This is a genomic window from Oceanococcus sp. HetDA_MAG_MS8, from assembly GCA_019192445.1.
Lineage (GTDB): Bacteria > Pseudomonadota > Gammaproteobacteria > Nevskiales > Oceanococcaceae > MS8.
Map to the genome: position 1 here is coordinate 317,863 of JAHCMK010000002.1, position 20,093 is coordinate 337,955.

Here is a 20,093-nt window from a genome sequence, read left to right on the forward strand (position 1 = left end):
TCCAGCCTGCAGATGCATAGGCTCAGTAAGGGATACGAGGTTGCCGCAGTGCGGCGGACATCCGTGGCCATTAATGGGGCACTGTGATGACAGTGCAAAGGGCCAGCACTCTTGAGGATAAGCCTCATTCTTGAATCCGCCGATGGACGAAATCGCACCAGGCTGGCGTCCTACGCTGTGGAACCTGGGACTGGCCGCGAACGCCCAGGCGAAATTCCACCACCGATTGCCACTCCTCGCTGCCAAGATCGGGGCCATGCCCGGCACCGTCGCCGGTAGGAAGTTGATGTTCTACCCACTGATTCCAGGCTGGGGTGCAGGGCTCAGGCGGCGCGGCCAGCGCCGCGTCAGACTTATCACCCCAGCCTGAGGAACAGCCACTCACAGCGGCCAGCGTGGTGGCGAGCACGAGGGCGAGGGAAACCTTCACGCCAATTGGCCGAATTTTTTGCGGAGCTGGCGGTGCCGCCAGGCAAATACTGCTTGATACACGGGCTTGAGTAGCCAGCCCAATATCGGCAGGCGGGAGCGGTAGTGCACGGTGTCGGTCACGCGACAGCCTTGTGGCAGGCTTTGGATGCGGCGGGCATGGTGCCAATAGCGGTTATTCCAGGACCGCGAGCACTCCACAAAACCACTGGCGGGGTCCACACCACGCAGCTGGAAGTGATGGCGATCGATGGGAATGAACCCGAAGAGCGTGATCCAGCTCGAAAACAAATATTGGTTGGTGGGCCAGGCGGTGATGCCCTGGCTAGCCCAGCTCGCCGGAGCCGACATTTGCACCCAGGGGCCGAGCTCGAAGTTCACCCCCGCAAAATTCAGCGTGGCCAAGACATCTTCGGCCGGGATAGGAAGCTCGCTGCTGTGGCTAAAGCACTGCCCCTGCTCCGCAGGTGGGGTGAGGGCATCCAAAGGGCTTTGTACGGATTCACTCATGATGGTGCTGACTCGGTGCAATGTGGAAATGCCTCAAACAACTCTTGCAGTCGAGCATGAGCTGCTGCCTGATCCAGACCCTGCAAGCTCGCCGACTGACCTTCAGGCACACCATGCAAGGCGTCATGTTCCAGCCACCAGCTTTGCAGCGGGCCGATCTGCCAGCGGTCATGAATGCGCGAAAGCATGAGACCCCGGCTGAACTCGGGTTGATCTGCAGGCGCTGAAGAAAGCCGCGAGCGAAGCAAGCTGGCCCGCCGCCGGAGCGCAGGACCCGCAGCATATGGGCGATATGTGAGGAGTGCGAGCACCGCCGACGAGTCAGATTGCGAGCACAGCGATTTATTCAGCGCCTGCATGGGCGACAACCCAGATCTGCTCGGTACAGCCCGCCCCGTCTTCGCAAGGGCAACCCAGAGTCACGCCACCAATGTTCACGGTCGCTCCCGGAACCAGGCCAAGCACGGCGGCCTGAATCTGGCGCACTTCGGCGTCGCTGATGTTCTCAGCACGCAGCGGCCACTCCAGGCGCTGGGGCCGGGTGTTCCATACCCTTGTGCGAACCTTCCAGAAGGGCTCCTTTGCCCCCGCAGCTTCCGCCTGAAGCGCAACGGGACGCGCAGGCTCACTGGCTCTGGATGCCGCGATGCCTGCAAGCAACAACAGCACAGTCAGGCCCAGACGCAAGGGCGCCGACGCATTCAAGGCCATGATGATCACGCAGTCCCTCTCCCAGCCATCCAATCAGAACATCAGCCTGAAGCGGGCTGTGGACAGGCACTGTCCTGATAGTTTTCCAGATCGCTCACCGGCCCAAAGCCCAGCGACTCGGCATCGGCCTGATTGGCCGCATTGATGGTGTACACGTTGATGTCTCCCGTGGGGCAACCACAGGCCGCGCAGTAAAAGCCGCCGTCATTGCCCTTTTGCCCGCAGATCACATCAATACCAGCCTCCACCAACTCCATCTGCATCTCTTCCACCGAGGTACCGTTGTTTTGGCACTGGCTGCTGCCATCGCTCTTGAACACTTTGATGGTGCTGGCTCCGGAATCAGAGCCGCCGCAGGCCACGAGGCCCAGCCCCAGACCACACACCATCATCAGCAGGATGCGGATACGCATGACACCCCTCCGAGTTGTCGAATTCTCAGATTAACGGAGGGAACAACATCCGTGAAGCCGCAAGCCTTGTGGCCTGACCTCGCGAGACGCGCAGATCGGCAAACCAAGCAACGACGACTGCCCCGGTAGCCTAACCGCCGCAGCTCTTGAGCAATTCCTTGGCCAGCGCAATGGAGTCGGCCTTGTGCTCGGCATCGTCGTCGCTGCGCTTGAGATTGACGTTCAGCGAGTGCTTACCGACCAGCACAAGAAGTGCGCGACTCTTCGGCAGCCCGCCCCAGGCAGCCGCGTCGCCAAGGTCGTCTTCATTGACCGTCACATAATTGATCTTGCTGACCATCGACCGCGCGAAATCGCGCGCCATATCTTGGTGCTCGGCGGCAACACCCTCTGCCGCTTTGTCGCTTAAGTTATCGGCCGTTCTTGCCTGCTCTTCGGCGGAGCGCGGCCGGTAGGCTGCCGCAAAGCGGGCTTTGGCTTTCTCAGCGTCCTCGGCAAATTCCTCGATACTCAGCGAGGCCTCGTCATCGATCGAATTCTCGAAGGTCATCGTACCCACCTGCATTTTCATGGTGCGGCTACCCGACCAGCTGTAGTCGCAACTTGTCGAGCGAGCAATCGTGAAGGTTTCTCCCGTGATCTCGCCCACATCGCCGATGACCGAACGCAAACGCTCTTCCGTCAGCAGCGTACAGGGATCAGCCATTGCGTCGGCTAAGCAGGTCGCGACCAGAGATTCTGCACTCGCAGAACCTCCAGAACATGCCGCGATGATCGAGACCGCCAGGGCCGTGGTTGACGCGGCGTACAGGCGCCGATGGAACTGAGAATAAATGGCGGTGACCATGGAGAAGCGCTCCGAAGACATGGGATCAATTTCCAAAAAGTTTGTCGAAGGCCTTGTTCAGCGCCTTGTCGACCGCGCTGTCCGTAGCTTCGTCCACTTCGGCCTCCGTGCGGTCTTCGATACGCCCCTGCTGGCGCTCCGCCTTCTTACCGAACAGCCCGCCGAGGCCCTTCAACCCCCTCCCCTCATCGCTGGCCGCAGCGCGATCGTCATCGCCGCTGAAGACGGAGTTGCTGCCGAATCCCGGCAGGCTAACGGGCTCAGAAGGCAGATTGAAGCGGTCCTGCGCGACCCGCTGGTCCGTCAACGCACTCACCCGAAACTCATCCCCCATGCGTAACATTCCGCGATTGCGCTTTTCGAACTCGTCCAGCATCACGTCTGCGCTGCGGGTGTCTTTGCCCGCGGCCTGCAAGAGAGTACGCGTCATCAGACCCATGGCCTGCTGGAACTCACGCGCCCGAGCATCTTTGGACAAAACCACCTCGCTGGTTTGCGGCCTGCCATCGTCATCGAGATAGCGGATTTCCCAGACTTCCCCGCGGATTCCGGCGACGGTTTCGGAGCGACTGGTTTTGCGCAGATCCTCCACCTTGGCCACGCTGGGACCCGGGTCAGGGATTGCGCCACCAAACATGCTCATCATGGCCGAGGCGTCCATCACGGTTTCTCCAGTAACGACAAACATGCGGCCGTCGCGGATAACCATGTATCCCTCGCCTTTGTCATCGGTATCCATGCGCAGTTTGTCGCCGGAATATTCGATATCGGTGACATCCTTGCCGTTCATGATGGAAGCCGTGCCAGCGAAGGCTGTACCGACTAGCGAAGTGGCGAGTAGAGCCACCACGAAGGCACTACTGAAAGCGTTGTGGAGCGTGTTCATCGCGAGTGTCCCTTAGCAAACTACCAGGCCGATGACTATGCGCGTCGTGCTCGGGATCACCAATACCCCACATGGTGTATTCCTTTCGTAAACTGGCGGAGGTCTAGATCATCCTGAAGTCCGATGGGGAATGGTGATACGCATCCTTTGATTGCTTTGTGTTACGCCAGTGGATCCGACTCACGGCGCTTCCCAGAGCTGATGCAGGCCATCTACGAGGCGGCTCAGTGCTCGCCGCGAGCGGCTGGCGGACTTCTGGACTCGCTGGAACCGCACCTGCAGCAGGCGGCAACCATTTCCGCGCAGATGCCGAACGGCTGGAACGAAAGACTGGCGGCATCCCTCCAGGCCATCTTTGGCTTTAGCAAGACCGAACTGCAGATCATTGCCGCACTCCTCGAAGGGGCATCGCTAGCCGATATCGCTGTTCAACGACATCGCTCCTTGCATACCCTGCGCACCCAGCTTAAGCGTCTGTTGGCGCGGACTCCCTGTCGCACGCAAGCCGAACTCATCCTCCTGGTTCGCGGCTTGGCGTTGGTGTCCGCGCAGGAGCATGCGGGGACGGCTGTCGCGGGAGAGGTCATCCGTACGGAACTCGCTGACGGCAGTCATATCTGTCACTTTGAGTACGGGGCGACCGACGGATATCCGGTTCTGCTCCTGCACACCGCTCTGCTCGGCCCCGAACTGCCGCCCACCGTCACTGCAGCTGCTAAGAAATTCGGTCTGCGGATCTTGGCCCTTGCTCGTCCAGGTTACGCCGGTAGCAGTGCGCCGCCGCCAGCGGACCATGACTTGTCGATGGTCTCGCGCCGCATCGCCGACTGGCTAGAGCGACGCGGCTTGGGTCCGCTGCCAGTTCTTGGCAACGTCGTCGGTGCAATTTACGCGCACGCGCTCGCACGCGAGTGCCCGGATCTGCTCACTCGGGTTTTCACCTGCGCCGGCCCGGTTCCCTTGACGCCAGCGAATTATGAGGCGTTGCCGATCAGTCGCCGTGTTTGGGCACAACTGGTCCGTCGGCAGCCTGGCTTACTGTTGCCATTTGCGCGTCTCGGCGTGGGCTATGTCCGCTCAGGACACGCAAGACGTTCCTTACAAACCGCGTACCGTGCGCAAGCGGCGGATGCTGCGGCTCTGGAAGACAACAGTTTGGTCGAAGGTCTGTGCCCCGCAGTATCCAGTGCGGCGGCAGCCGGTGCGGAACGGTTTGTCGAAGCGGTCACTCTGCAGTGCCGCGACTGGCAATCGCTTAGTCGGCATGCCGTACCCGTCACCGCGATTCATGGTGCGGCTGACGACATCGTGGATATCAGCGACGTGCGCGGGTTCTACCCCGACAAGCCGGTAGTCGCAGTCCCCAATGCGGGCCAGCTATTGCTCTACGCTCGCCCGGAGGCGGTCTTTGCTGAGATTTCTCAAGAAGGATAAGGGGTTGTCAGCCAGTAACCCTGCACCCTACTGGAACGAGCACAACGAACCAAGTGCCCCACAAGTGCATGGCGCTCTGGAGAGTTCTTTGGACGAAATGGCATTACGCTCCCTTTGATTCTGCGCCGCCGAAATTGATGCTGCGTCCCCGTTTTCCCTTATGAGCAAGGCAGCTCAAGCCATACATCATACCCGTCCAGAACAGAATTAATGCCGCCTAAACCGGCGCGGGAGTTTTGGGTCTTGTGCAGCCTGAGGAGGGTGACGGCGTTCGATATTGGAGTTGTGATCGCCTTGCAGCCAGTGAAAAGCGTAGCCATACACACCGCGGAAGTTATTCGGCCATCGAGGGTGGTGGCCACTGGGCATTGCGTAGAGTCGAACATCAGCGCCATGCCGGGACAAGGTCTGAGCCGCTGTTTGTGCGTAGTGGAAGGGGGTAATGTCATCCGACACACCCTGCACGAGAAAAAAACGCTTTGCGGCTGCGCCGCGCATAGGTGGCAGCTGGTGCTCACGAAAAACTGAACCCGTTAGCAATGCGCCCGAGACATCGGAGTTCGTCAGCGCAGCCGTCATCACAGCCCCGCCACTAGATGATGCCCCCATCAAAATAATCCGCTGCGGATCGATGCGCACACGGCCTCTCACATCGTCTATCACCGCAGTAATAAACTCAGACGTGGTGAACTCCACCTGCACATCCATGATCTTTTCGGTGGGCCAGACGATTCTTTGCTCTGGCGACCACTTAACACTCAAAAGTTGAGCCATCACGAAGTCCACAGGCATCGCATTCAGGTAGATAGCCCCGTAATTAGTCCTTTGTGAAGCCCCACCCGGCCCTCCAGGGAGCACAACAACCAGGGCGTACCGGCCGCCGGCACCCCGAAGTCCGTACGTGGCGGAAAGTAGAAGTAGCGTTGCTTGGGGTTTTCCAGCGTGACAGCCATCGACCACTCGTCATCTATAAAGGCGGCATCGTCCCATGTGGCGGGCTGGGCTATGACGTCCAAGGATGTCAGTGCAAGGCATAGCAGCACAGCCTTGAGGGATCGTTTGGACACAGTTCTACCCTCCCGGTAATGACACATGTTCAGGCGTGATTGAGCCTAAGGTGCATTGCGAATGTGACGACTTAGATGGTACGCACACAGACTGACCTGCTCCGAACTCAGCCTCGTCTTGCTGTTGGAAATGAAGGCTGGGAGCGCTTTGGGGTTCAGCACCCACACTTCGCTGGTCTTGGCTTCTGCGGTGGGCTGGATAAACCAGCCGGGGTACACAACAACAGGACGTACAGGGAATCGATGCCCTGTACTGCTATGCAGCAGCTCTCTAAGCCAGGCACCACCTGCAGCAACCTGCGTGACGGCGTTGCGATCCATTTCTCGGTTGTTCTTGAGAACGCGCCTTCCATCGAAGACGAGCTTCGCTTCGCCGCGGTCGGGTTTGGAGAGAGTCTTTGTTTCTACAACATACACCCCAGTCGGGTGAATCACGACGTGGTCCAGATTGAAACCTTCACCAATGACGTCGTGGAACACCTTGGCGCCCGATTCACGCAGCGACTCCAGAAACTGGCCAATGGCCTTCTCACCATCCCGCCCCAGCCTCAGGTTCTTCACCTTTGCCAAAGCCCTTCGCACCTTCCACGCAGTATAGGCAGAGAACAGCAAGGCGCAGATCGTGTAAAGCCAAGGCGAAGGTGGAGACTCCCAATACCACTTCCACCACTCAGTGGTTGCCATCACAATCAGCACGACCGACGCGAATACATTCGCTACAACATCGTCGTACACAACTTTCTGGAGCTGCTTGTCGAGCGACTCTCCAGGATTATTCAGTGGCTTTGCCTTAATTGGCGATTTCAAGGCCAACCCCCAGAACCGCCAATGCAGAACTGCTTCCGTACGGGGGATCCACTCACTAAACGCACAGCCAGCCCTTTGTACTCATACCCCAGCCTGCACCTTCGCATAATGCCCATGGCCTTCAGTCATCTGTACAAACAATGGGAGGAATTGTGCAGTCGTCAAAGGCAGCGCGCACGAATAACAAGTACCCACCTAATAGGAAGAGTGTTTTCCCAGGAGAGAAGCTCCTTACCTGGAGCTTGCTCACCTCATCAGTCGGAAACTGCTGGTTACCAATTACGACGCTGTCCTCACTCACTTTTTTGAGGGTACCGCGTTGTGTCATTCCACTTTTGGTACGCAAATGCGCCTGCTTGCCAATCAGGCCCTGAACTTGGGCCCCAACAGCATTATCCATAGGCACCACATGCAGGCTTGTGCAGCCGAAAAAACAACTACATAGCAGCACCACCATTACTCTGAGTGTTGAGCGTCGATACATTGTCCCCTCCAGATTACTTTGGCGTTACCGCACTCAAAGGCTTTTTATTCCAATCCAAGCCTGTTTGTCTATACGCGATTGAGCAACCGAGGAAATCTTTATCTAATGAACGTGAGAGTTAACTCCGGTTAAGCACGTGCATTTCAGTGCTCAGACCTAGAGAAAACAAGTCGCTAAAACCATGGAGTTAATTCGGGGATAAAGGCGAGTTCCGGGGAAGCAGAAGGGACTTGCTGCGCAATAGCCCCATCTCATCAAACAGGGTTTAGCCTGCAGCTTCCGGTGTGCAAAATGGTGGCCAGCTACCGATAGCAGCAACAAAATGCCCCGCAAGTGCGGGGCGTTTTGATGGGCTCATTGTCAGCTCACTGCAGCGTCGTCACCCAGCCGGCTGCGGCTCCAATTCGGACTTATCGTTGCCGTCGTCATCCCCTTGCGCTGGGCTCTCCAGGGCTTTGCCCTGCAGATCCTGCCCGAGGTAGAGGTACACGGCGGGGAGGACGAAGAGAGTGAAGGCGGTGCCGATGGTCATGCCGGTGGCGATGACCAGGCCGATGGCGAAGCGTGCGGCGGCGCCGGGGCCGCTGGCGATGAGCAGGGGCACCATGGCAATCACCAGCGCGGCGGTGGTCATGAGCACGGGACGCAGGCGGATGGCGCTGGCTTTTTCCACGGCGGTGCGTTTGTCGTGGCCTTCGCGTTGGAGTTGGTTGGCGAATTCCACGATGAGGATGCCGTGTTTGGCAATCACTCCGATGAGGGTAACCAGCCCCACCTGGGTGTAGATGTTGACCGTGGTGAGCCCCAGCGAGACGAAGATAAGTGCGCCGCAGATGGACATGGGCACAGTCACCAAAATGATGAGCGGGTCGCGGAAGGATTCGAACTGCGCCGCCAGCACCAAGTAGATGACGATGATGGCGAAGAAGAAGGTGGCCACCAGCGCGCTACCTTCGTTTTTGAACTGGCGGGTTTGGCCGCCGTAGTCGCGAGAGAATCCTGGCGGGAAGAGCTCATCGGCAGCTTGTTCCAGCACGGCAATGGCTTCACCCAAGGGCACCCCAGGACGCGGGACGCCGGAGACGGTGGCCGAGTCCAGCTGTTGGAAACGGTTCAGCGACTGTGGCTGCACCTCGGTCTTCAGACTGACCACGGTGGACAAAGGCACCAGGTCACCCGAGGCGGTGCGGATGCGGTAATTCAGCAGCTGCTCGGGGTTCAGACGGCTGCTGCGTTGCACCTGCGGCACCACTTTGTAGCTGCGTCCGGCCTGGGAGTAGCGGTTCACATAACCGCCGGAGAGCATGGCAGAGAGCTCGCCGGCAATGTCCTGCATGCTCAGGCCCAAACTGGCCGCTTTTTCACGGTCGATGACCACCTTGCTTTGAGGACGGTTAATTTTGAGGTCGGTTTGAGCGAAGATGAATTTGCCCGACGCGAAGGCGCGGCCCACCATCTGGTCGGCCACCTCTTTGAGGCGCTCGGTGGCGCCCACGGCTCCAATCACAAACTCCACTGGAAAGCCTTGGCCACCGGAGGGCAGAGCGGGTGGCATGAACGCGGCGGTTTTGAGGCCACTTACACCAGCAATGCGTTGGTTCACCTCATTGAACACCTCTGGGGTGGTGCGATCACGCTCACTCCAGGGCTTCATCACCATGCCCGAGATGGCTTGGTTAGCGCTAGCAGCGCCGCCACCGGCACCCACGCCATTCAGCAAGAAGTAGTTGCCCACTTCGGGCAGGTCTTTGGAAATGCCAAAGAGCTCTTCAGTATATTGCTGGGTGTAATCCAGGTTGGCGTTGGGCGCCCCTTCAGAGAGCATGAAAATCACGCCTTGATCTTCTTGCGGTGCCAGCTCGGTGGGTGAGCTTACATACAAGAAGTAGCAGCTCACCAACACGATGAGGCCAAAAACCACCAGTACCGGCGGGGTGTTTAGCGCGCCGTGCAAGCGCCGCTCGTAGGCCTTTTCCAAGCGCCCGAAGTAGGCTTCTACGCCTCGCTCAAAACGGCCCGCACCGCCTTCGGTTTTGGGCTTGAGCAACTTGGCACACATCACCGGCGACAGCGTCAGCGCCACCACACCAGAGATGAGAACGGCCCCGGCCAGGGTGAAGGCAAACTCGATGAACAAGGCTCCAGTGAGCCCGCCCAAAAAGCCGATGGGGGCATACACCGCCACCAGTGTGAGAGTCATCGCCACGATGGGCCCGGCCAGCTCTCGCGCCCCTTTGAGAGCGGCGTCCATGGGCTGCATGCCTTCTTCGACGTGACGGTGCACGTTTTCCAGCACGATGATGGCGTCATCCACCACCATGCCAATGGCCAGCACCATCGCCAGCAAGGTGAGCAGGTTGATGGAAAAGCCCATGAGCAACATCAGGAAGATGCCGCCCACCAGCGATAACGGCACAGCAATGGCCGGCACAATCACCGCGCGTAGCGAGCCCAGGAAGAGAAAGATCACCACAATCACAATCACCAGGGCCTCAATCAGCGTGGTTTGCACTTCGCTGATGGCATCCTCGATGTAGCGCGTGGAGTCGTAGGGGATTTTGGCTTCCAGCCCTTGGGGGAAGTCGGCCTTGATCTGCGGCCAGGCGTCGCGCACGCGGCCAATCACGTCCAGCAGGTTGGCATCAGGAGCAACCGAAATGCCCATGAAGGTTGCGTTTTGGCCATTGAAAGACACCGAGGTGGCGTAAGACTCGGCGCCTTGCTCAATGGTGGCTACATCCTGCAGGCGGACTAAAGCATCGCCATCTTGGCGGACGATGAGCTGGGCGAAATCATCCCGACTGCTCAAGTCGGTGGAGGCGGTGAGGTTCACGCTGAGCAGGCTGCCCTTGGTGGCGCCGACCGCGGCCAGCACGTTATTGCTGCGCAGGGCCGCATAAACCTCGGAGGCAGTTACATTGCTAGCGGCCAGACGCTCGGGGTCTAGCCAGATGCGCATGGCAAAGGTGCGTCCGCCTAGAACATCGGCTGACTGCACACCAGGCACGGTGGAGAGCTTGGGCTGCACCACACGCACCAAGTAGTCGGTGATCTGGTTGTTGTCCAGCACATCCGAGAAGAAGGACAAATACATGGCTGCCGTGGTTTCACCCACCGCCAGCACAATGGCTGGCTCTTCCGAGCCTTCAGGCAGGTCGGAGCGGACGGCATCCACCTTGGAGGCGATTTGCGTGAGCACCTCGTTGGGGTCGGCATCCAAGCGTAAGAAGGCGTTGATGGAGCTCACGCCTTGCAAGCTGGCCGAGGACAAATATTCAATACCCTCCGCACTGGCAATGGATTTTTCCAGTGGGGTTGTAATAAAGCCTCGAACCAGGTCGGCATCGGCGCCTACATACACCGTGGATACGGTAATGACGGCGTTTTGTAGCTCGGGGTACTGGCGCACGTTCAGGTCGGACATAGCGCGCAGGCCCAACAGCAAAATGAACAGGCTGACCACAGTGGCCAGCACCGGGCGTTTGATGAAAATATCGGTAAATGCCATGGCGGGTCTCCGCGGGGCGATTAGGAGTTTTGCGGCTGCGGCTGCAGTTGAGCCTGCGGCGCGTTGTCGTTATCGATGACCAGGCTGCCGCCATTGCGTACTTTGAGCTGGCCACTGGTGACCACGTCTTCGCCTTCGCTCAGACCTTCCAGCACCACCACAAAGTCACCGCGGGCATCGCCGGTACGAATAAAGCGTTGTTCAGCAGTGGGTTTGGCCCCCTCCTCCTGAGGCGGATTCACCACGAACACCGTGTCGCCATAGGGGTTGAAGGTGACTGCTGCCTGGGGCACCACTACGCGATTAGCGGATTGCGGCAGCACCAATGTGAGGTCGGCAAAGGCGCCAGGGCGTAGGTTCTGCGGAGCTTGGTCCAATGTCACCCGCAGATTGAGGTTGCGCGTGCTGCGATCAATTTCCGACTCAACGGCGCTGAGCTGAGCATTCAGAGCGCTATCTACCCCCGCCACTTCCACCTTTACCTCAACATCGTCGCCCACCCGCGCAGCTTGTTGAGCCGGCAAGCTGAAGTCCACATGCAGGGGCTCCAAGGCGCTTAACCGCACAATCTCGGTGCCAGCGCTGAGCACTTGGCCCAAGTTGATACGGCGAATACCCAAGCGGCCCGCGAAGGGGGCGCGGATGGTTTTCTTGGCCAGGGCTGCGGTTCGCGAGGCCACCTGCGCCGCCAGGGCGTCGCGTTGCGACTGCGCCGCATCGCGCTCCGATTTGGACACCCGTTGCTGCTTATACAAGGCCGCAATACGGTCGTATTCGCTGCGGGCCAGTTGCAGCTGGGCCTGCAAGGCATTCAGGTCGGCAGCATCGAGCTCGGAATCGAGCTCAACCAATACCTGGCCAGCTTCGACAATGTCGCCCGATTGAAAGGCAATAGCCGTCACCCGGCCGGTGACTTCGGCACTGAGTGCCACCGACTGGTCGGCCACCACGGTACCCACGGCGGTGATTTCTTCGGCCCAGCGCATGGTTTGCGCCTGCGCGGTGCTGACCGTGGCGGGCGGGATAGGCTGATTGTCGAAGTAGGCCTGCATTTGTGTGTTCACAAAGGCCTTGAAGCCGAAGATGCCGCCAAATACCACCGCTACAGCCAGCAGCATCAGAGTCATTCTTTTGGTCATGAGTGTGTCCTCGTACTGTCAGTGCCGCGGCTTAGGAGGCCGGCTGAAATAAAGTTTGAAAGCGGTTGATGTCGTCTTCGCGAAGGTCACCCGCAGCGGCTTCCTGGCGAGCTAGCGCGCGCAGGGCGGCGTAGCGTGCCAGGGTGGCGTCGCGCTGAGCCGATAGCCGGGCGGAGCGTGCTTCGAGCACATCCAGCTGGGTGCGCGTGCCCGCGTCTAGGCCATCTTCGGTGGCCGCTAATGCCAGCTCGGCCGCCTCTTGGGCCGTGGCCAGAGCATTCAAGCGCCGGTACTGGGTGTCGACTGCGCGCCAGGCGTTTTGCGCCTCTTGGCGGGCTTGGCGCAGGGCCAGTTCCAATTGTGAATCCAGGCTATCCACATCGGCCTGCGCGGCGCGCAGGGCCTTGCGGGCGCCGCCGCCGGCGTACAGCGGCACATTCAATTCCAAGGCAATGCGGCTAGCCTGCACTTCCTGGCCCAGGGTGAAGTCGGCGGAGTCTTCGTCGCGGTAGCTGCCCACCAAATCAAGCTGCGGAGCAGCTTCGGCTTTAGCCGACACCACTTCCGAGCGCGCAATATCCAGTTGCAGCTGGGCCTGGCGAACGGCCAAGGCTGAGGTTTCGCTACGCCGGATGAACTCCGCCAAGTCGGCGGCCGGCTTGGGCAGTACGGGCAGTTGCTCCGGCAGCGGCTGCAGGGCGGGCAATGGCAGACCCACCAGTTCGATCAGAGCATCCTCTGCTTGTTGCTTGGCGTCTTCAGCCAGCAGCAAATTGGCTTGAGCCAGGGCAAAACGTGCCTGAGTTTCACGCACGGCGGTGAGCGTGGCCAAGCCCACTGACTGGCGATCCACCACGGTGTCTTGCTCGCGCTGCAATGCTTGGACCTCAGCCTGAGCAAAGGCCAGGTCGGCCTGGGTTTCCAGCACGCGGCAGTAGCGGTCGATCACGCGGGTTAAGAAGTCTTGAATACGCAGCTGTTCGTCGGTGATGGCCAAGGCCTGACGTAATTCCGTGCGGTTCCAGCGGCTGCGCATGTCCCAGCGCAAAACGGCCTGACGCAACTCCACCGACCACCGGTTATCCATCCAGGACTCTTGCAAGGTGCCAAAGAACACCGAGCTAATTTCTTGGTCGTTCTCGGCTACGGCGGCATTGAGCGATAACTGCGGGAGCAAGCTGGCCCGATCCAGCGCGGCACGCTCGGCGTCGCCCCGAGAAATAGCACGCGAAATGGGCACGCGGGCATCGTGTTTGGAGGCGCGGTCCACCGCTTCAAGCAGGGTCATTGCCGAGGCTGCTTGCGGCAGTAGCAACAAGACCAGGGCGGTGAGTCGCCAATGGCTAAAGGCGAAGGTCATGGCAATTCCTCAGGAAAAACTTCGGTGCGTAAACGCTGGCAAAGCCCGTCTTGGGCCTGTGCATCATGCGGAGAAATCAATGGCTGCCAGTCCAGGCCGTTCAGCCATAAGGTCATATGACGCACCATTAAGGTGTAAGGATCATGAATCGCGAAGTGCTCCAGCAGCCCTTGCGCATGCGCCAACTGGTGGGTGCCGATGAGCATGGTCCACATGCCAAAGGGCAGCTCTTCGGTGACAAACCCATCTTTGGGTAGCTCACCGTTGGCCCGAGCATCCTCCACAATCTCGAAGATGCCGGCCCCGATGGGCTCACGGGAGCGCACGAATTCGTCGCGCCGCTGCTCCGAAGCCCGCGCCCAGACCACCTCCGAAATGGCGTATTGCTCGATGCGCGCATATTCCGGATGGCGATTCATGAACTGCCAGTCCGCCATGGCCACGGCCATCATGCGCAGGCGGCTGGGTCCATTCCAGTCCACGGCTTTGCGAATTTGCTCCAAGCGCAGGGTGCCAGAACGCACGGCCAGCGCAAGAAGCAAATCTTCTTTGGAAGAAAAATGGCTGTAGATAGTGCCAATGGCATATTCCGCCGCGCGCGCCAGCTGACTCATCTGTAAGGCGAGCAAGCCATCCTGAGCGATCAGTTCGTGGGCGATGTCGAGCAGGCGCTGCTCACGTTCCCAGAGTTCGCGCTGCTTACGGGGGTGGGCTGGTGCCAAAGCAACATCCATCTGAATATGGTTCGAGTTCTGAATCATATTCATTATTCCTCAGAGGTCAAGCCCCGGCATGTCCTCAGATGGTCGACAATAGGGGCTGATTTGTGATCCCCCTGCCCATGAAACTCGCCACTTGGAATGTGAACTCCGTTAAAGCCCGCCTGCCGCATGTGCAGGAATGGCTGCAGTTGGAACAACCCGATGTATTGGGCCTCCAGGAAACCAAACTCATCACCGAGAACTTCCCGCATGAGGCCATCGCCGAAGTGGGCTACCAAGCGGTGCACTACGGCCAAAAGACTTACAACGGTGTGGCCTTGTTAGCCCGGCAGGATCAAGCCATCGAGGATATCTGGACCGGTCTTTCCGATGGCCAGGCCCGCGTGATCATCGCCACCATTGGCGGCGTACGCGTAGTGAATTGCTACGTGGTGAATGGCAAAGAAGTCGGCAGCGACAAATACGCTTTCAAGCTGGAGTGGCTGGAAGAACTGCGCCAGCGCGTGGCCGAGGAACTCGAGGCCCACTCACAAGTTGCGGTGATGGGTGACTTTAATATTGCGCCCTTTGAGGAAGACAGCCACGACCCTGACAAATGGGAAGGCAACCTGCACTGCTCCGAGCCAGAGCGAGAGGGGCTTCAAGCCCTATGTGCCCTGGGCCTGAGCGATAGCTTTGACCCTGAGCGGAACGGCCACGACCGTTTCACCTGGTGGGACTACCGTCAAGCCGCCTTCCGCCGCAACATGGGTTTGCGCATTGATCATGTGCTGCTAAGCAAGCCCTTACATGATCGCCTGCAAGATTGGAAAGTGGACAAGGTGCCCCGCAAATGGGAACGCCCCTCGGACCATGCGCCCGTTATCGTCACTCTGGCTGACTAGTATTTTGTGTTTTTTCCCACAAACCGGCTATTTGCAACGTGTTTTTTCTGAAGGTAGCCGTGAATCCAAATTGATAGTGTTTGCGTAGTGATTACAGCTGGCACATACCCCTCCCAGTGCCAGCACTAATGCCCGGATCGAGTTTGCGTCGATCCGGGCGTTTTTTTTGTGCCCTTAGGAGGCACAAGCCAGCCGTGCAGCCAACGGCGATAGGGCATGGGCCCTACATCCAATGCCCAGGACTACACCAAGGGATATTGCTGATCGAAGGCCTGTTGGTAAGCCTGCGCGAACTCGCTGCGGCTGAAGCTGTGATTTTGGGTGCCTGCCACGGCAATTTTGATGGCGCCGAGCAAGCTGGCGATGCGGCCGGTCTGCTCCCAACTCAGTTTGTGCTGTAAGCCATAGAGCAGGCCGGCACGGTAGGCATCGCCGCACCCGGTGGGGTCTTTGATGGCTTCTGGCTTGGCTGCGGGAATCTCTAGCACCGAGTTGTCGAGGTGGATCTGCGATCCCTCCCCACCTCGGGTGACGATAAAGGCCTCCACCTTGGTCGCCAATTCTTCTACGGAATGCCCAGTACGCTCGGCAATCATCTGCGCTTCGTAGTCGTTCACCGCCACCCAGGTTGCCTGCTCGATGAACTGCAACAACTCTTCGCCGTTGAACATGGGCAGGCCCTGGCCGGGGTCGAAAAGAAAAGGAATGCCGGCGTCGGCGAATTGCTGGGCGTGAGCGATCATGCCATCACGACCGTCGGGGCTTACGGTACCCAGCGTGATTCCCGCATCAGCAGGCACCGCTTGCTGGTGGGCGAAGTTCATGGCGCCGGGGTGGAAAGCCGTGATCTGATTGTCTTTGAGGTCCGTAGTAATGAAGGCCTGAGCGGTGTAGCTCTCTGGCACCTCTTGGAGGCGGGTCATGTCGATACCCAGCTTGCGCCAGTGTTCGCGGTAGGGCCCAAAGTCGGCGCCCACAGCAGCCATGGCCTGGCCTTGGCCGCCCAACAACTGCAGGTTATAGGCGATGTTGCCCGCGCAACCACCAAATTCGCGGCGCAACTCTGGTACCAGGAAGGCCACGTTCAGCATGTGGACTTTGTCCGGCAGGATGGAGTCCTGGAACTCGCCGGGGTACACCATGATGGTGTCGAAGGCCATGGAACCGGTAATCAATGCAGTCATGAATATCTCGAAATTTTGGAGTGAAAAGCATGCGGCTAAATGGGCCACAGGCACGGCGTAGAACGCCCCAGCTCAATACAAATGCCCGGTGTAGTTCGCAGCCTGCCCGGCCATTGGATGCCGAGCCTGGTAAGGCTACGAACGAGCAGCTTAGCGCGCAGGGTAACGCAGCCTTGATGGCAGGTCAGATTCCATATACGAGGAGCCCCGTATGACGGGCGTAGCCATGGTGTACCACCCGAATTACTCGCAGGTAATTCTTCCAGAAAAACACCGTTTCCCCATGACCAAGTTCGCTCTACTGCACGCCCACCTGCTGGAGCACAAGGTGATTCGGAGCGAGCAACTGGTGCAGCCCGCCCCCGCCCCTACCGAGCTACTGGAATTGGCGCACTGCCCCCACTACCTGCAACGATTTTTCGCCGGCGAGCTGGACGCAGCCGCAGTACGTCGCCAAGGCTTGCCCTGGTCGCCCGCCTTGGTGCAGCGCTCGGTCACCGCCGTGGGCGGCACCGTAGAAACGGTGCGCCAAGCACTCCATAATGGCCTCGCCTGCCACTTAGCCGGCGGCACCCATCATGCGCATCGCGATTTTGGCGCCGGATACTGCTTGCTCAACGATTTAGCCGTGGCGGCGTTGTGGGCGGTTGAAACGCAGCAGATAAAGCGTGTGCTCATTGTGGACTGCGATGTTCATCAGGGGGATGGCACGGCGCGCATCCTCGAACAGCGACCGGAGGTGTTCACCTTGTCCTTGCACGCGCAAAAAAATTTCCCGGCTCGCAAGGCGCAGAGCGACTTGGATGTCCCCCTCGACAATGGCCTCAGTGACACCGGGTACCTCCAAGCCTTACAGCAGGCGCTGGAAGGGGTACTCCAAGACTTTGACCCTGAGCTGGTCATTTACGATGCTGGTGCAGACGTGCACGCCGACGATCGGCTGGGCTTGCTTGAGCTCAGCGACGCCGGCGTGCAGGCTCGCGATCGGTATGTGATTCGTTGCTGTTTAGAGCGCAGCCTGCCCGTGGCCTGCGTGATTGGCGGCGGTTATGACAACAATGTGGAGCGGCTGGCAGCCCGCCATGGCCTGCTGCATCGCAGCGCCATGGCTGAATGGCGTTTACACCAGGGTTGGGCTGCATAACGCCGAGCTGTTGCCCCAGGAAAGCAACATCCGTGGGCGGAGTTATCTCAGGAACTTAACGCGGGGGCCGTGGCTCAGCCTCTGGCCATTGCTGAGGGTGCTTGCGCAGGTCATCCAGGTTGTAGCCCATGTCGGCTATGCGCTGCACCCAGTCCTGATACTGCTGCGCACTCAGCTCTGGCTGGCGGGCCATCAACCACACATAGTCGCGCTTGTTGCGCCCGATGATCGTGATGCCCTGCTCCACATCCAGAGCGGAGATGATGTATTCCGCGCGAAACGGCCAAATGAATTGCATGCCCCATTCCGCATTACCGGTATTCGGTACCACCTTGGCGTTGGGGGTGTAGGTTTTGAGCGGACCACCGAAGCCACCTTTGCGAAAGCGATAGGTCGTGAGGATGCGGCCATCATCCCCCAGGCGATAGTGTTCGACCCCGTTATAGGCCTCACCCTCGCCCGGTGGCGGAATGTGGGCAATGACATACCAAGCGCCCATAAAGGCATCCAGGTCAACGCTAGACGCTTGAGCAATGGGCTCTCGGCCGGCTCCACCCGAAAGGCTGGCACAAGCCTGCAATAGAACTAGGGTCATAAGGGCAAGAGCACGCATAAGCACACACCGGGAAGAGAAGAGTGTGCAGACCAATATCGCAGAATCTTCCGCCGTGGATGCACGAGCATCGCTGCGGACATGAGCGACTAGGCGCTGAGCAGAGGGTCGAGCTGGCCCTTGGCGTCTAGCGCGAACAGATCTGTCGCCCCACCCACATGGGTGTCGCCAATAAAAATTTGCGGCACGGTGTGGCCCCCATTGGCCCGCTGACGCATCTCAGCGGCAAGCTCCGGGCGGCCACTGATTTCTATTTCCTCGTAGCTCAGCCCTTTTTGGGCAAACAAGCGCTTGGCCGCCACACAAAAAGGACAGGTGGCTTTGCTGTACATGAGGATTTTTTTAGAAGCAGCAGACATCAACAATTCAAGGGCATAACAGATGAATGAGTGAGAGCAAGGCACATGCCAAAGCCTTGGCAGCAGCCCGTACGCCCTCCCGGAATGTATGCGCGCCATCGCTGGCGCCGCGCCATACCAATGGCTGCGCACGAGTGGCATTGCCTCAGAGTAACGGCCGGCCTGCAAACGCCCTCTGGCAGTGCGCGCCAGCGCAGCGGGCTAGGTCGCCGTCACAAACACGGTATTGGCGCCTTTAACAATAGCACCCAGCGCCAAAGCCCACAGCCCGCAGGCGGCGAGATCCAGCGCGGTGTAGCGCCAGCGCGGAAACTCGCTCAAGCCCAGCAGGGCTGGAATCAGGCTGCGAATAGCCGGAATGAAGCGGCCAATAAAAATGGCCGCACTGCCATAACGGCGCACCAATCCTTCTGCCTGCTCTAACTTGCCTCGGTAGCGGCGCACGAAACGCAGCTCATGAATCCCTGGCCCCACGGCCCGCCCGACGTAATAGCCCACGTGGTCACCCAGGCTGGAGCCCAACAAGGCCAGGGGAACCATGGCCTCTAGGCCCGCCCAACCATTGGCATAAATGATGGAACAGGCGATGACCAAAAATAAACTGGAGACAAACAGCCCAATGCCAATGCAGGTTTCCATAAAGGCAAACAGCGGCACCAGCAGCAACGCCGATTCCTGGTTGCGCTCCAACCAGGCCAGAAGCATGTCGGTCATGGGGGTTCCTTTATCAAGGCCAAGTCAGTGCCGCCGTGCGGCTCAGACTACCTTCGCGCCCCTCATAAAAACAGATGCAGGCGCAGTCCACAGACGATATGTGCGCCCATCTCATCATTCCCTGAGAGCACCACTGCTGGGTCAAGCCTCAAGCCGCAGCAGCCCGGAAACATGGCAGAGAGCACTGATTGAGTCCGCGAACGCAGCGATCTGCATCGCCGCCGGAGCGCAGAAAGCGCAGCCTATCGGCCATATGTGAGCCCATCTCATCACTCTTTGGGAGCACCGCCGGCGATGCAGATCGCAAGTGCAGCGAGTCAAGCAGTGCTCTCTACAGGTCTTGTAGTTCTTCGGCGTCCCTGACCACCCGCATCGCCTCCTTGGCCTCGGTACTGGCCAGGTGAGCAAATAACTCCGCCGTAGCCACACTCGGAGCACGGTCTTTCAGTTCGTTGTAATAGCGCACCAGGGCCTCGTGGTAGCGCACGGCCAAGTCCACTAGCTGGGCGAGATCTAAGCTGGGCAGTGTTTGCTTAAGAGCTTCCGGTGATAGAGGCAAATTAAGTTCTGGCGGAGATTGATACCAGGTTTGCGCAACGGCTTGCGGCGCATCCGCTTCATATCGAGCCAGGGCTTGGGCCTGGGCCGCTTCATGCCCGGCCAAGTAATCAAGCAGCATTTTGAGGCGTGGTAAGGCCGACTCTTTGGCGACAGCCTGATAACGCTCGCTCAACTCCTGGTGAAACACTTGCGTACTGTGCAGCACATCGTGGATCTGGGCAAATTGCATGATCGTCGTCTCCGCGGTGAAGCAAGAAAACCCTGAGGGACATAGCCCCCAGGGTTTCCAATGTAGCCATCACTGTCAGGCGCCTGCT

23 protein-coding genes are annotated in these 20,093 nt (G+C 59.3%); 3 read left to right on the top strand and 20 right to left on the bottom strand.

Annotated features, from left to right (window positions below; genetic code table 11):
* Positions 1 to 124: 124 nt before the first annotated feature.
* From KI787_04215 to KI787_04245, 7 genes are all read right to left on the bottom strand, one after another.
* Positions 125 to 430, bottom strand: a complete 306-nt coding sequence (locus KI787_04215) for a hypothetical protein (GenBank protein ID MBV6629140.1) — start codon at positions 428 to 430, stop codon at positions 125 to 127.
* Positions 427 to 939 (bottom strand): hypothetical protein, encoded by a 513-nt coding sequence (locus KI787_04220; protein MBV6629141.1) that lies wholly within the window; start codon positions 937 to 939, stop codon positions 427 to 429. Before KI787_04220 ends, KI787_04215 begins: the two co-directional genes overlap by 4 nt.
* Positions 936 to 1,127 carry a hypothetical protein gene (locus KI787_04225; protein ID MBV6629142.1) on the bottom strand — a complete coding sequence of 64 codons (192 nt, stop codon included), beginning with the start codon at positions 1,125 to 1,127 and terminating at the stop codon, positions 936 to 938. Before KI787_04225 ends, KI787_04220 begins: the two co-directional genes overlap by 4 nt.
* 154 nt (positions 1,128 to 1,281) lie before the next feature.
* Entirely contained in the window at positions 1,282 to 1,659 is a 378-nt protein-coding gene (locus tag KI787_04230; protein MBV6629143.1) for a hypothetical protein, read from the bottom strand.
* A 32-nt stretch (positions 1,660 to 1,691) separates the two neighbouring features.
* Positions 1,692 to 2,063, bottom strand: a complete 372-nt coding sequence (locus KI787_04235) for a hypothetical protein (protein MBV6629144.1) — start codon at positions 2,061 to 2,063, stop codon at positions 1,692 to 1,694.
* Between the two features lie 130 nt (positions 2,064 to 2,193).
* Positions 2,194 to 2,931: a hypothetical protein gene (locus KI787_04240; protein ID MBV6629145.1), complete on the bottom strand. Its 738-nt coding sequence runs from the start codon at positions 2,929 to 2,931 to the stop codon at positions 2,194 to 2,196.
* 4 nt (positions 2,932 to 2,935) lie between these two features.
* Complete coding sequence (locus tag KI787_04245; protein ID MBV6629146.1) at positions 2,936 to 3,796, bottom strand: hypothetical protein; 861 nt, start codon at positions 3,794 to 3,796, stop codon at positions 2,936 to 2,938.
* Positions 3,797 to 3,919: 123 nt separating this feature from the next.
* Here KI787_04245 and KI787_04250 point away from each other — a divergent pair, with 123 nt between their 5' ends.
* Positions 3,920 to 5,230, top strand: a complete 1,311-nt coding sequence (locus tag KI787_04250; GenBank protein MBV6629147.1) for an alpha/beta hydrolase — start codon at positions 3,920 to 3,922, stop codon at positions 5,228 to 5,230.
* A gap of 207 nt (positions 5,231 to 5,437) precedes the next feature.
* Here KI787_04250 and KI787_04255 read toward each other — a convergent pair whose 3' ends face one another.
* The 8 genes from KI787_04255 to KI787_04290 all read right to left on the bottom strand — a co-directional run bounded on the left by KI787_04255 (position 5,438) and on the right by KI787_04290 (position 14,356).
* The gene (locus KI787_04255; protein ID MBV6629148.1) at positions 5,438 to 6,004 is read right to left on the bottom strand and encodes a hypothetical protein; all 567 of its coding nucleotides are present in this window, start codon (positions 6,002 to 6,004) and stop codon (positions 5,438 to 5,440) included.
* A 23-nt stretch (positions 6,005 to 6,027) separates the two neighbouring features.
* On the bottom strand, positions 6,028 to 6,297 hold the full coding sequence (locus KI787_04260) for a hypothetical protein (protein ID MBV6629149.1): 270 nt from the start codon (positions 6,295 to 6,297) through the stop codon (positions 6,028 to 6,030).
* Between the two features lie 45 nt (positions 6,298 to 6,342).
* On the bottom strand, positions 6,343 to 7,110 hold the full coding sequence (locus KI787_04265; protein MBV6629150.1) for an NERD domain-containing protein: 768 nt from the start codon (positions 7,108 to 7,110) through the stop codon (positions 6,343 to 6,345).
* Positions 7,111 to 7,225: 115 nt separating this feature from the next.
* Positions 7,226 to 7,588: a hypothetical protein gene (locus KI787_04270; protein MBV6629151.1), complete on the bottom strand. Its 363-nt coding sequence runs from the start codon at positions 7,586 to 7,588 to the stop codon at positions 7,226 to 7,228.
* A gap of 379 nt (positions 7,589 to 7,967) precedes the next feature.
* Complete coding sequence (locus KI787_04275) at positions 7,968 to 11,096, bottom strand: efflux RND transporter permease subunit (protein MBV6629152.1); 3,129 nt, start codon at positions 11,094 to 11,096, stop codon at positions 7,968 to 7,970.
* 20 nt (positions 11,097 to 11,116) lie between these two features.
* Entirely contained in the window at positions 11,117 to 12,235 is a 1,119-nt protein-coding gene (locus tag KI787_04280) for an efflux RND transporter periplasmic adaptor subunit (GenBank protein MBV6629153.1), read from the bottom strand.
* A 31-nt stretch (positions 12,236 to 12,266) separates the two neighbouring features.
* Positions 12,267 to 13,595 (bottom strand): TolC family protein, encoded by a 1,329-nt coding sequence (locus KI787_04285; GenBank protein MBV6629154.1) that lies wholly within the window; start codon positions 13,593 to 13,595, stop codon positions 12,267 to 12,269.
* Entirely contained in the window at positions 13,592 to 14,356 is a 765-nt protein-coding gene (locus KI787_04290; GenBank protein ID MBV6629155.1) for a TetR/AcrR family transcriptional regulator, read from the bottom strand. Before KI787_04290 ends, KI787_04285 begins: the two co-directional genes overlap by 4 nt.
* Positions 14,357 to 14,436: 80 nt before the next feature.
* Here KI787_04290 and xth point away from each other — a divergent pair, with 80 nt between their 5' ends.
* Positions 14,437 to 15,201, top strand: coding sequence for an exodeoxyribonuclease III (gene xth, locus KI787_04295; protein ID MBV6629156.1), 765 nt, complete (start codon positions 14,437 to 14,439; stop codon positions 15,199 to 15,201).
* A gap of 242 nt (positions 15,202 to 15,443) precedes the next feature.
* Here xth and KI787_04300 read toward each other — a convergent pair whose 3' ends face one another.
* On the bottom strand, positions 15,444 to 16,385 hold the full coding sequence (locus KI787_04300; protein ID MBV6629157.1) for a carbohydrate kinase family protein: 942 nt from the start codon (positions 16,383 to 16,385) through the stop codon (positions 15,444 to 15,446).
* Positions 16,386 to 16,596: 211 nt separating this feature from the next.
* Here KI787_04300 and KI787_04305 point away from each other — a divergent pair, with 211 nt between their 5' ends.
* Positions 16,597 to 17,529, top strand: a complete 933-nt coding sequence (locus KI787_04305; GenBank protein MBV6629158.1) for a histone deacetylase — start codon at positions 16,597 to 16,599, stop codon at positions 17,527 to 17,529.
* Between the two features lie 55 nt (positions 17,530 to 17,584).
* Here KI787_04305 and KI787_04310 read toward each other — a convergent pair whose 3' ends face one another.
* From KI787_04310 to KI787_04325, 4 genes are all read right to left on the bottom strand, one after another.
* On the bottom strand, positions 17,585 to 18,142 hold the full coding sequence (locus tag KI787_04310) for a lipocalin family protein (protein MBV6629159.1): 558 nt from the start codon (positions 18,140 to 18,142) through the stop codon (positions 17,585 to 17,587).
* 89 nt (positions 18,143 to 18,231) lie between these two features.
* Positions 18,232 to 18,501, bottom strand: a complete 270-nt coding sequence (gene grxC / locus KI787_04315; GenBank protein MBV6629160.1) for a glutaredoxin 3 — start codon at positions 18,499 to 18,501, stop codon at positions 18,232 to 18,234.
* Positions 18,502 to 18,702: 201 nt separating this feature from the next.
* A complete protein-coding gene (locus tag KI787_04320) occupies positions 18,703 to 19,215 on the bottom strand; it encodes a DedA family protein (GenBank protein MBV6629161.1) in 513 nt (170 codons plus the stop codon).
* A 331-nt stretch (positions 19,216 to 19,546) separates the two neighbouring features.
* Positions 19,547 to 20,005 carry a hypothetical protein gene (locus KI787_04325; protein ID MBV6629162.1) on the bottom strand — a complete coding sequence of 153 codons (459 nt, stop codon included), beginning with the start codon at positions 20,003 to 20,005 and terminating at the stop codon, positions 19,547 to 19,549.
* Positions 20,006 to 20,093 lie beyond the last annotated feature (88 nt).

Excerpts from the sequence above, each read along its gene's own strand:
- KI787_04240 (MBV6629145.1), bottom strand. The coding sequence starts at position 2,931 with ATGTCTTCGGAGCGCTTCTCCATGGTCACCGCCATTTATTCTCAGTTC.
- KI787_04280 (MBV6629153.1), bottom strand. The coding sequence starts at position 12,235 with ATGACCAAAAGAATGACTCTGATGCTGCTGGCTGTAGCGGTGGTATTT.
- grxC (MBV6629160.1), bottom strand. The coding sequence starts at position 18,501 with ATGTCTGCTGCTTCTAAAAAAATCCTCATGTACAGCAAAGCCACCTGT.
- KI787_04270 (MBV6629151.1), bottom strand. The coding sequence starts at position 7,588 with ATGTATCGACGCTCAACACTCAGAGTAATGGTGGTGCTGCTATGTAGT.
- KI787_04255 (MBV6629148.1), bottom strand. The coding sequence starts at position 6,004 with ATGGCTCAACTTTTGAGTGTTAAGTGGTCGCCAGAGCAAAGAATCGTC.
- KI787_04305 (MBV6629158.1), top strand. The coding sequence starts at position 16,597 with ATGACGGGCGTAGCCATGGTGTACCACCCGAATTACTCGCAGGTAATT.
- xth (MBV6629156.1), top strand. The coding sequence starts at position 14,437 with ATGAAACTCGCCACTTGGAATGTGAACTCCGTTAAAGCCCGCCTGCCG.
- KI787_04285 (MBV6629154.1), bottom strand. The coding sequence starts at position 13,595 with ATGACCTTCGCCTTTAGCCATTGGCGACTCACCGCCCTGGTCTTGTTG.
- KI787_04250 (MBV6629147.1), top strand. The coding sequence starts at position 3,920 with ATGGGGAATGGTGATACGCATCCTTTGATTGCTTTGTGTTACGCCAGT.
- KI787_04325 (MBV6629162.1), bottom strand. The coding sequence starts at position 20,005 with ATGCAATTTGCCCAGATCCACGATGTGCTGCACAGTACGCAAGTGTTT.
- KI787_04235 (MBV6629144.1), bottom strand. The coding sequence starts at position 2,063 with ATGCGTATCCGCATCCTGCTGATGATGGTGTGTGGTCTGGGGCTGGGC.
- KI787_04225 (MBV6629142.1), bottom strand. The coding sequence starts at position 1,127 with ATGCTTTCGCGCATTCATGACCGCTGGCAGATCGGCCCGCTGCAAAGC.
- KI787_04300 (MBV6629157.1), bottom strand. The coding sequence starts at position 16,385 with ATGACTGCATTGATTACCGGTTCCATGGCCTTCGACACCATCATGGTG.
- KI787_04290 (MBV6629155.1), bottom strand. The coding sequence starts at position 14,356 with ATGATTCAGAACTCGAACCATATTCAGATGGATGTTGCTTTGGCACCA.
- KI787_04320 (MBV6629161.1), bottom strand. The coding sequence starts at position 19,215 with ATGACCGACATGCTTCTGGCCTGGTTGGAGCGCAACCAGGAATCGGCG.
- KI787_04220 (MBV6629141.1), bottom strand. The coding sequence starts at position 939 with ATGAGTGAATCCGTACAAAGCCCTTTGGATGCCCTCACCCCACCTGCG.
- KI787_04275 (MBV6629152.1), bottom strand. The coding sequence starts at position 11,096 with ATGGCATTTACCGATATTTTCATCAAACGCCCGGTGCTGGCCACTGTG.
- KI787_04310 (MBV6629159.1), bottom strand. The coding sequence starts at position 18,142 with ATGCGTGCTCTTGCCCTTATGACCCTAGTTCTATTGCAGGCTTGTGCC.
- KI787_04245 (MBV6629146.1), bottom strand. The coding sequence starts at position 3,796 with ATGAACACGCTCCACAACGCTTTCAGTAGTGCCTTCGTGGTGGCTCTA.